This is a genomic window from Fervidicoccus sp. (assembly GCF_049967375.1).
Lineage (GTDB): Archaea > Thermoproteota > Thermoprotei_A > Sulfolobales > Fervidicoccaceae > Fervidicoccus > Fervidicoccus fontis.
The window spans coordinates 21,369-29,823 of the sequence record NZ_JBMFSV010000014.1; the positions used below are offsets into that span (position 1 = coordinate 21,369).

Consider the following 8,455-nt stretch of genomic DNA (forward strand, 5'->3'; position numbering starts at 1 on the left):
AATATAATATTGAAGCATAAATGAACTCATTTTCGTCCTCAAGGGCGAGAGGTTCTTCGCAATTATTTACAATTGCATGCTTCATCTGCTAGGTAGTGAGAGAGACCAAAGATCTCCTTTCTAAAGATTTATCTGGGCCGACTATTCTTTGTTAAGTTCTTGAAGACAACGCCTCATTTAATGCATACGCTGTTTTAATTTTTATCAGTAATAAAAAGCAGGAATAGAAAAGCTTATAATCTTCATTCCAGCCTTGAAAAGGAGGCTTTTTGTTTGTAATAAATAGCTCAGTTTCCCCGGAGAGGCACATCCTTTCGTTCACTCGGCATGACTGTCATCATTGCTTTTTATCATAAATATACATTTATTTTTTAATATTAAGCTATTGCTTTCATAAACTTTTAATAATTAACTTCAAAATACAATAAAATCATCTATTAACTAAAGCTTTTTCATAAATTTGAAGAAGTCTTTCTCTTAGCTCAAGGATTTTTGGATGCATAATGTAATCGAGAACTGTACCTTTACTTTCTTTTATACCTAAAACATCAAAAGTTTCCTTGTATTTGCTTCCCATAAAACCGAGACCTATCATTGCTTGACCTAATGCAGATTCTTTTACAAAAGAATTTTCAAAATATTTTGGATGGAATATGATACGCTCGAATTTTTTCGAAAGATTACTAGACAATTTTTCTTTTAATTCGTTTGAGCTAGAATATCTTCCAGTTACAACCAATATGTCCTTAGTATCTTCGTTTAATATTAAAATTTTCTCAAAAATAGAATCAAACATTTGCTCAACAGCAGCCCTACAAATAGGTTCAGTTGATTTCAAAGCATCATCAAGAGAAGAAGTTTTACAATAATCTTTTAGACCTCCATAAAATATATCATTTCTTTTCCACCGCCTTTTATACGCAGTTATTTCAGCATCAATCGGACCTATAGTTAAGTGACCAATTCCTAACTTAGTGCCTCCTATGCCACCAACTATTCTTCCACGCCTTACTTTAATTAAAGCATTATACCCATACCCTATTTCTAGCATAGTGAAGTTAATTTTATCTATATCGAAGCTTTCTCGATCACGAAGGTAGTTAATAACATAAAAAGCTGAAGCTAGCTTATCAGCAGTTCCGCAATCAATTGTATTAATCTTAAATTTTAATTCAACGCTATTTAAAAGTTTTACCGATGGGATATAACATGCATTTATTTTATTCTTCCAAAGCTTTACTGAAGTCTTGTAAAGAGCCTTATAGACCATACTTCCCTCATCTTTTAAATTCAATAATTCTTTATATTTAGAAAGAAGAAGGATTTCGGATGCAAATAACCTTATATCTTTTATATTTTCGTTACATACAAATGGAGATCCATACCCTGAGGGGGCAATTATAACGTCAAAATCTTTTATTTTTAAAATTTCATCTATTAGAATATCAGGATTTGATGCGATGATTTCTGTGGGAATGCTTTTCTCTTCGATTATTTTTTCTTCATCCATAACTACTATGTCAAAGCTTTTTGTTCCAGGATCAATACCTATGCTCTTCAAGGTCACTAACCTCTGCTATTACATTGTATGGATGTATTGACTCATAACTAATGACTTTAATCTTAAGCCCAATGTCACTTGGTAGCTCCTTTTTAAGATAAAAATAAGCTTTTCTGCACACATCTTCTGCAAACATAGGATTATTAATAGTTTTCTTTATGAATTCATATTCTTCATCTCTGTTAAGTGTTTCTTTTAAAATGTCGGAAAATGAGCTTTTTCCGACACTTATAGCCTTCAGTAAGTATTCATTGTACAACAGATCTAGGTTATATTTTGAATTTAAGGTGATGTGCAATTCAGCCCTCTGCATATGAGTAGGAGTTTTTTCATATTCCGTGTTTTCATAGAATTTAAACACTTCCTTTGCACATGGACACGACGTGATTCCATTTAATTCAATAGAAACTTTTCCTTCTTGTGAACCATTTTTTTCTCTTACATAACTCGCATGCAGTACAAACCGCGTATCTTCAATAATGTCTTCAAACGATACATGTATTTCTGAACGGCTTGAAGAAAAATGCGTGTTTAAAACTCTTTTAGCTGTCTTTTCCAGAAAATCATTTAATTTAAAACATTCATTACTGTTTAGCTCTTGATTTAAAGAATTTACTAATCTTGATAGATGAACCCCTCTTAATTCTTTGTCAAGATCTATATATAAGTTGATTGTACACAGTTTTTCGCTACATGAGTTTCCGATCTTAATTTTTATTTTTTTCTTTAAACCTTCGATTCCTGCTTTATTAATTGCAATTTTATATTCGGGTGGATTCTCATGAATGTCAGGAGAGAACTTCGTCAAGCACTTTCTCCCTCTATAACTACATAATTATTCATTCCTTCATATAGCTTAATTTTAATTCTTCCTTTTAACTTTTCGGCAATATCATGAAAAATAGAAAGGGCAATATATTCTGTTGTTGCTGCCGGATAATCTAAGTACTTAACAGATAAGGAAAATTCCCCTTCAATTCTAGTATTCTCTTTATCTTTTGCTGGAAGAATTAGCTTATGATCATAATCTTTAATAATATCTTTTATGATTTTTTTGAGTTCTATAAAATCAAAGACCATGCCGCTTTCCTGATTAAAATTTCCTTCATATTCTACTGATAGAATAAAAGTATGGCCGTGAAGGTTTTCGCATTTTCCATCAGCACTTTTAGTATAGTGAGATGCATCAAAGGAAATATTCTCGACGCCAACTTGAATTTTATTTACTCTTCCCAAGGATATATTTCCAGACATTTTTCATCATTCTCATACGGAATGCTTATTCTATAATTCCACTTACACTTCAACCAATTTATAATTAAGTAGCCCGCAAGGAACTTTTTTGCTTTTATATCCAATTTATTAAGATTATAGAACACATCGATATTGAAATATTCTTCACCTATTCCATAGATTTCTATCTCTTTCGCTTTAAAAAATAATGCGGTAAAAACCGTTCTATCACCATCAGTAAATCCCCCAAAATTGAATAAAGGATAAAAAGGCTTAGTTTGTGTAGTACCTATTATTTTAATTTTTTGCTTCATAATAGAAGGTAAATATTTTTTTATTAATTCCTGATTATCGCCATGTGCATGAATAAAAAAATAGGAATTTTTGTATTTAGGGTGAAATAAAATGTTATCATTAATGCCATCTAAATCTGTTATAATTGCGGTCGGTTTTATATCATTTCTTGACAAGCATTTAATCCCTTTATCCGCTACAAAAATAATAGCTTCATTTGGGTTTTTACAATTTATATAATCCTCGTAGCATTTCGAGCCCGCAATGACTATAACTTTTTTTCCTTCTACCGAAGAATATATCTCCTCGAGCGAAATCCTCGGATAATCTAACAAAAACGAACGTAGCAGAAGAGCGCTATTGTTATCTGAGTAAAAAGAAAGCTCAATAAAAGATTTTAACCAGTTGTAGATTTTCTCCCAAAAAAATTTGTTAGGTTTATAATTCAAACCTTTTTACTTCCTCCCAAACTTTACAGATGGCTTGAGAGTTGATGGATGGTTTGCCTTAACTGCATCTAACCTTCTTACACTTGTATTAATTGGTGCCTGCTTCAATTCACTTGGATTTGTATACGCTATTTCAATGGCTTTCTTTACAACTTCAGCATATTTTACTATATTTTCATAGCTTTCGGTTTCTGTAAATTCTATCATAAAAGCTTCATCCACTATTAATGGGAAGTAAATCGTTGGTGCATAAAAGCCGTTATCAAGGAGGTATTTGGCTACATCTTCAACCGTCACTCCAGTCTCTTCAGCTAACTTTTTGAAGCTTAGCACAGTTTCATGAAGCCTTGGAGTTTTTTCATCGTAAGGTAGCGTTATTCCCTTTACTCCTTTTAATAAAGAAATGAAAAAATTAGTATTAAGTGTCGAATATTTTGCCACTTTGTAAATGTCGCTTCCATAGGAAAGTATAAATATATACGCATATATCATGCCCGGAAGGTTTCCATACGTTGAGTATACATCTCCTATAGACTTGCTCATTTTCTTGAGGAAATACCTACCATTGTCGTCTTTACTAACAATATATCCAGGCAAATAATCTTCTAGATACTTTTTAACGCATACAGCTCCAGCGCCTGGTCCTCCTCCTCCGTGAGGAGCTGAAAATGTTTTATGAAGATTTAAATGTACGATATCGAATCCCATATCTCCAGGCCTAGCAATTCCTATTATTCCATTCAGATTGGCACCATCGTAGTGAACTATCGCTTCATTCTCATGAAGAATTTTAGTTACTTCTGTAATATTCTTCTCAAAAAGACCAAGAGTGTTTGGATTAGTCAGCATCAGGCCTGCTGTTTTATTACTTACAGAAGCTCTTAGAGCTTCTAAATTGACAAGCCCATGTTCGTCACTTGGGATTCTTACAGATTTAAAACCACCCATGCTACTACTTGCGGGATTTGAACCGTGGGCGCTGTCTGGAATTAGCATCTCATCTCTTTGAGTATCTCCTCTTTCTTGGAAGTATTTTTTAATTATCAAGACTCCAGTGAGCTCTCCTGAAGCCCCTGCAGGTGGCTGAAGAGTGCAGGCATCCATTCCTGTTATTTCTTTTAGCCATTCTTGAAGCTGATACATTAATTTCAATATGTTTTGTGCTGTTTCAAACTTTAATAGAGATGGGTGAATGTTTGCTAAATATTCGCTATTTACATAATTCGTTGCAATTCTAGGATTGTACTTCATCGTGCAGGATCCAAGAGGAACAGGACCATTATCTACGCCGTAAGATTCTTCTGTTAACCTTGTATAATGCCTTACTACCTCTATTTCACTCATTCCAGGAATTTTTAGCTCTTTTCTTTTTAGCTCACTTGGTAATTCGAGTTTTTCATCGACTTCAAATTCAAGGGAAGACCTATTTTGATGTTCAATATCAAAAGCTATAGGTTCATTCCATTTAGCTTGTCTAAAGCTCATTTTCTCAACACACCTCCTATGGCTTCACTAAAAAGTGAAATATCCTCATTATTATGCACTTCAGTAGCAGAAGAAATCGCATAATTTTGATATGGTGTAAAGGGTATTATTTTATATTTTTCAATAATCTCTCTTCCTTCTGTGAAAGGATCGTCAATTTTATAGCTAATATTCTTAAAATGAAGGGCCTTTTTATAACTTGCTTCAATTCCATTTTTTTCTAGTGCTTGCTTAAGCATTTTGGTGTTTTCAAGGATTTTTTCAGCTCTGGTTTTTAGGCCTTTTTCTCCATATAGTAAAACATTAATAGCTACTGCAATTGCATTCAAAGTAGTGGCTGTTGTTATATTAGATGTTGCCTTCTCTCTTCTTATATGCTGTTCTCTTGTTTGAAGTATCATCATATATCCTTTCTTTCCATCCGCATCAACAGTTTCCCCTATAAGCCTACCTGGAAGATTTCTTAAAAGTTCCTTATCATTTTTTATGCCCAATATACCTAAAAGACTTCCTCCTCCAGACATCGGAAGTCCCAAGCTTTGTCCTTCTCCTACAATAATGTCTGAACCTAGCTCTCCGGGTGGCGTTAATATAGGTAGAGATGAAGGGTCAGAAAATGTTATTGCAAGCGATCCATATTTATGGACTTCTTCGATAAGTTCTTTTGTCGATTTTCTTATTGGACCAAAATTTGATGGATAATCTATTATTACTCCCGAAGGTTTTTCGTTTTTAATTTTTTCAATAGTTTCTCCCGTTATCTCTCCGGTATCTTTATCAAAATCATATTCAATTAAGGTTGCATTTTGACCATATAAATATGTTTTAATTACAGATTTATACTCCTCGAAAAGCGTAGAAGAAATCGCAATTTTTTTATTTTTCTTAATTCTTATAGATAATAGCGAGGCTTCTGCAAGCGCGGTTCCTCCATCATACATACCAGCATTAACTATTTCAATGTCATAAAGTATTGCCATTAGACTCTGGTATTCATATAAGGCTTTTAGCAAACCCTGTGAAATTTCTGCCTGATATGGAGTATAAGCAGTTAAAAATTCTCCTCTATTTATTAGATAAGTAGTCACTTGTGGAACAAAGTGAGGTGCAACGGGTCCTCCAGAAAAAACTCTTTCTAAATCTACTATATTTTGTGCCCTTACAACTTCTTTCATATGTTTTTCTAGCTCTATTGTATTAAGGGGACGTTCTGCACCAATTTTCAGTTTTTTCTTCAACTTTATTTCTTCAGGAATGCTTGTAAAAAGTTCATCCCAGTTATTAATGCCTATTGTTTTTAACATTATATTTAATAATTCTTCATTATCATTAGGTATCCATGGATGGTATTTCATATTAAATCAACCATTTAAAATTATATAAAAAGTTAGAAATAAAAATTTCCTAAATCAAAACTAAATAGCTTTCTAAATATAATAAGTTAAAAAACAAGCATTGTTTGAAAAATTTTAACTTTTAGAATTTTTTTAAAATTTTTGAAATTGCTAGATAAATTTTTATACCTGAAACTTTGTCCTTCAGAAAAAATCAACCGTTTTAAACTTTTTTATGTTATATTTTATAGAGAAAAGTTTTTCAATAGTCATCGAAAAATGCTAAAATTTACCAATTATTTGTCTTATTAATTTTTTATTTTATTGTGTCGGAAATGCTTTGGATTTTTAATTATTTTCAATGATTACTCCAGGTTTATCACTATTTGTTTAACATTGCTAACAGTAATTTTTTTAACTCCTCTTTGTCCTGGCTTGTAAGTCGTTCTTATTAGTCCTGCTTCTTCTAATTTCTTTATTTGCGCACTTGCATTAGCTTTACTTTGTTTAATTAGATCAGCTATTTCACCGACATCTGATTCATGCTCTTTAATGTATTTTAGGATGAAAAGTCTTGTGCTGTTGGCCAAAGCTGAGGTAACTCTAATTATATACTCATCTCCATTTACATATAGTACTCCATTTTCTTCAAAAATTCCTGCTTTTTGCGGTTTTTTAATATTTTTTCCTTCTTCGATACTACTTTGAGATTGCATCCCTTTTCCACCTTTTTACTTTATAAATAATTATTAAATAATTATTTTTATCAGATGTTTATTAATTTTTCGCGATTTTTAAATAAATATTCCTACAAAAAGGTATTTTTATTTCCTTTTGTTCTTTTAATAAGAAGTAAAAAGAAAATTGCATAAATGTTTAAAAAAATGAAAAATATTATTTCAAAAAGCTTCTTATTGTAAAAATTTTACAAGTTTTTATGAAAGAAAAAAGAAAAGGTACTAGGCAAGGCCCTCCGCCGCTCTACCAGGCTGAGCCACGGGCCCACAATCGAATTTATTAAAATTATATAAAAAGTTTAAAAAGATAACGGTTGAATATATTATTGAATTTTTATTAAATTTACGAATTTTCTTGCCATGAGACTTTGTAATTGTATTACAATTGAAAAAACCCATTAATAGACGAGAACGATGTCAGATCAAAAAATAGTTCTATTTTGTTCATTCAAAAAAATTCTTCTTCTTGCTCATCTTCGCTTTTCGTTACGAGGCAATCTAATTCTTTTAAAGTCTTATATATGTTTTCGACTGCTTTTGAAACTTCTTCCTCCCTTTTAGCACCAGTAATTACCATTTTACCACTGCTAAATATCAGTAATACCACATATGGGTCGGTCATTCTATGAATTAGTCCAGGGAACTGCTCTGGCTCATACATGTTATTTTCTAATTTATATGCTGCATCTTCTAAATTAACATCTACATTAAGATTGGCAGAAGCAACGATGTTTTGTATCTGTATTTTAGGTCTTCCTGTAATTTTTATCCCATGATTATAAAATGTTTTTATAATTCTCTTAACTGCAGTTATCAATTCTTGGGTACTTTTTGAACCTGTTACAACCATTTTTCCTGATTTGAAAATTAGTGCAGTTATTTTTGGTCTATCTAGCCTGAAAACAAGCCCAGGGAACTGATCAGGATTATATTCTACTCTGGGAACTTTTCTTTCTATTTCATGCAGATCCAGTTGCTGATCAAGTGTAACAGTTGCTACAATATTTTCTATTTGTACTACAGGTTTTGATATCGAATTTGTTTTTTTCATATAGCACACCATAAGCATAATATTCCTAATAAACTTACTTGACTTTAATATTTTTAAAGAAATAAAGGGATTTATAAATAAATAAGATTGCAATTGATTTAAGCTTTTTTATTTTTAAACTTTTTCTACAAGAAGAAAAGATACTAATATCTAATAAATTTAAAGCAACTATAGTTTAACAGGTTATGTTTATTAGTTTCTTATTGAAAATTAATTATAAAAATGTGTAACTAATTAAACACCAAACGTTTTGTCTATTTTAGGAGGATGAATTATAAATTGAACATAGAAAAAGAGTACGTCCTGCCTGT

8 protein-coding genes are annotated in these 8,455 nt (G+C 31.6%); all 8 read right to left on the reverse strand.

Annotated elements, in window-relative coordinates:
* Positions 1-430 precede the first annotated feature (430 nt).
* The 8 genes from ACP5SL_RS03790 to ACP5SL_RS03825 all read right to left on the reverse strand — a co-directional run bounded on the left by ACP5SL_RS03790 (position 431) and on the right by ACP5SL_RS03825 (position 8,144).
* The gene (locus ACP5SL_RS03790) at positions 431-1,561 is read right to left on the reverse strand and encodes a DUF1464 family protein (RefSeq protein ID WP_193804056.1); all 1,131 of its coding nucleotides are present in this window, start codon (positions 1,559-1,561) and stop codon (positions 431-433) included.
* Complete coding sequence (locus tag ACP5SL_RS03795; protein WP_193804058.1) at positions 1,542-2,369, reverse strand: GTP cyclohydrolase I FolE2; 828 nt, start codon at positions 2,367-2,369, stop codon at positions 1,542-1,544. The genes ACP5SL_RS03790 and ACP5SL_RS03795 overlap by 20 nt, the downstream gene beginning before the upstream one ends.
* Positions 2,366-2,815 (reverse strand): 6-pyruvoyl trahydropterin synthase family protein, encoded by a 450-nt coding sequence (locus tag ACP5SL_RS03800; protein WP_428228204.1) that lies wholly within the window; start codon positions 2,813-2,815, stop codon positions 2,366-2,368. Before ACP5SL_RS03800 ends, ACP5SL_RS03795 begins: the two co-directional genes overlap by 4 nt.
* A complete protein-coding gene (locus ACP5SL_RS03805) occupies positions 2,785-3,537 on the reverse strand; it encodes a 6-hydroxymethylpterin diphosphokinase MptE-like protein (RefSeq protein ID WP_428228205.1) in 753 nt (250 codons plus the stop codon). Before ACP5SL_RS03805 ends, ACP5SL_RS03800 begins: the two co-directional genes overlap by 31 nt.
* 6 nt (positions 3,538-3,543) lie before the next feature.
* Positions 3,544-5,022 carry an aminomethyl-transferring glycine dehydrogenase subunit GcvPB gene (gene gcvPB, locus ACP5SL_RS03810; RefSeq protein ID WP_193804061.1) on the reverse strand — a complete coding sequence of 493 codons (1,479 nt, stop codon included), beginning with the start codon at positions 5,020-5,022 and terminating at the stop codon, positions 3,544-3,546.
* Positions 5,019-6,377 (reverse strand): aminomethyl-transferring glycine dehydrogenase subunit GcvPA, encoded by a 1,359-nt coding sequence (gene gcvPA / locus ACP5SL_RS03815; protein WP_014557520.1) that lies wholly within the window; start codon positions 6,375-6,377, stop codon positions 5,019-5,021. Before gcvPA ends, gcvPB begins: the two co-directional genes overlap by 4 nt.
* Positions 6,378-6,721: 344 nt before the next feature.
* The gene (locus ACP5SL_RS03820) at positions 6,722-7,072 is read right to left on the reverse strand and encodes an ArsR/SmtB family transcription factor (protein WP_014557519.1); all 351 of its coding nucleotides are present in this window, start codon (positions 7,070-7,072) and stop codon (positions 6,722-6,724) included.
* Between the two features lie 469 nt (positions 7,073-7,541).
* On the reverse strand, positions 7,542-8,144 hold the full coding sequence (locus ACP5SL_RS03825; RefSeq protein ID WP_211206248.1) for a TATA-box-binding protein: 603 nt from the start codon (positions 8,142-8,144) through the stop codon (positions 7,542-7,544).
* Positions 8,145-8,455: the final 311 nt, after the last annotated feature.

Bases quoted from the DNA above. Each gene is read 5' to 3' on its own strand.
- ACP5SL_RS03800 (WP_428228204.1), bottom strand. From the start codon at position 2,815: ATGTCTGGAAATATATCCTTGGGAAGAGTAAATAAAATTCAAGTTGGC.
- gcvPB (WP_193804061.1), bottom strand. From the start codon at position 5,022: ATGAGCTTTAGACAAGCTAAATGGAATGAACCTATAGCTTTTGATATT.
- gcvPA (WP_014557520.1), bottom strand. From the start codon at position 6,377: ATGAAATACCATCCATGGATACCTAATGATAATGAAGAATTATTAAAT.
- ACP5SL_RS03820 (WP_014557519.1), bottom strand. From the start codon at position 7,072: ATGCAATCTCAAAGTAGTATCGAAGAAGGAAAAAATATTAAAAAACCG.
- ACP5SL_RS03825 (WP_211206248.1), bottom strand. From the start codon at position 8,144: ATGAAAAAAACAAATTCGATATCAAAACCTGTAGTACAAATAGAAAAT.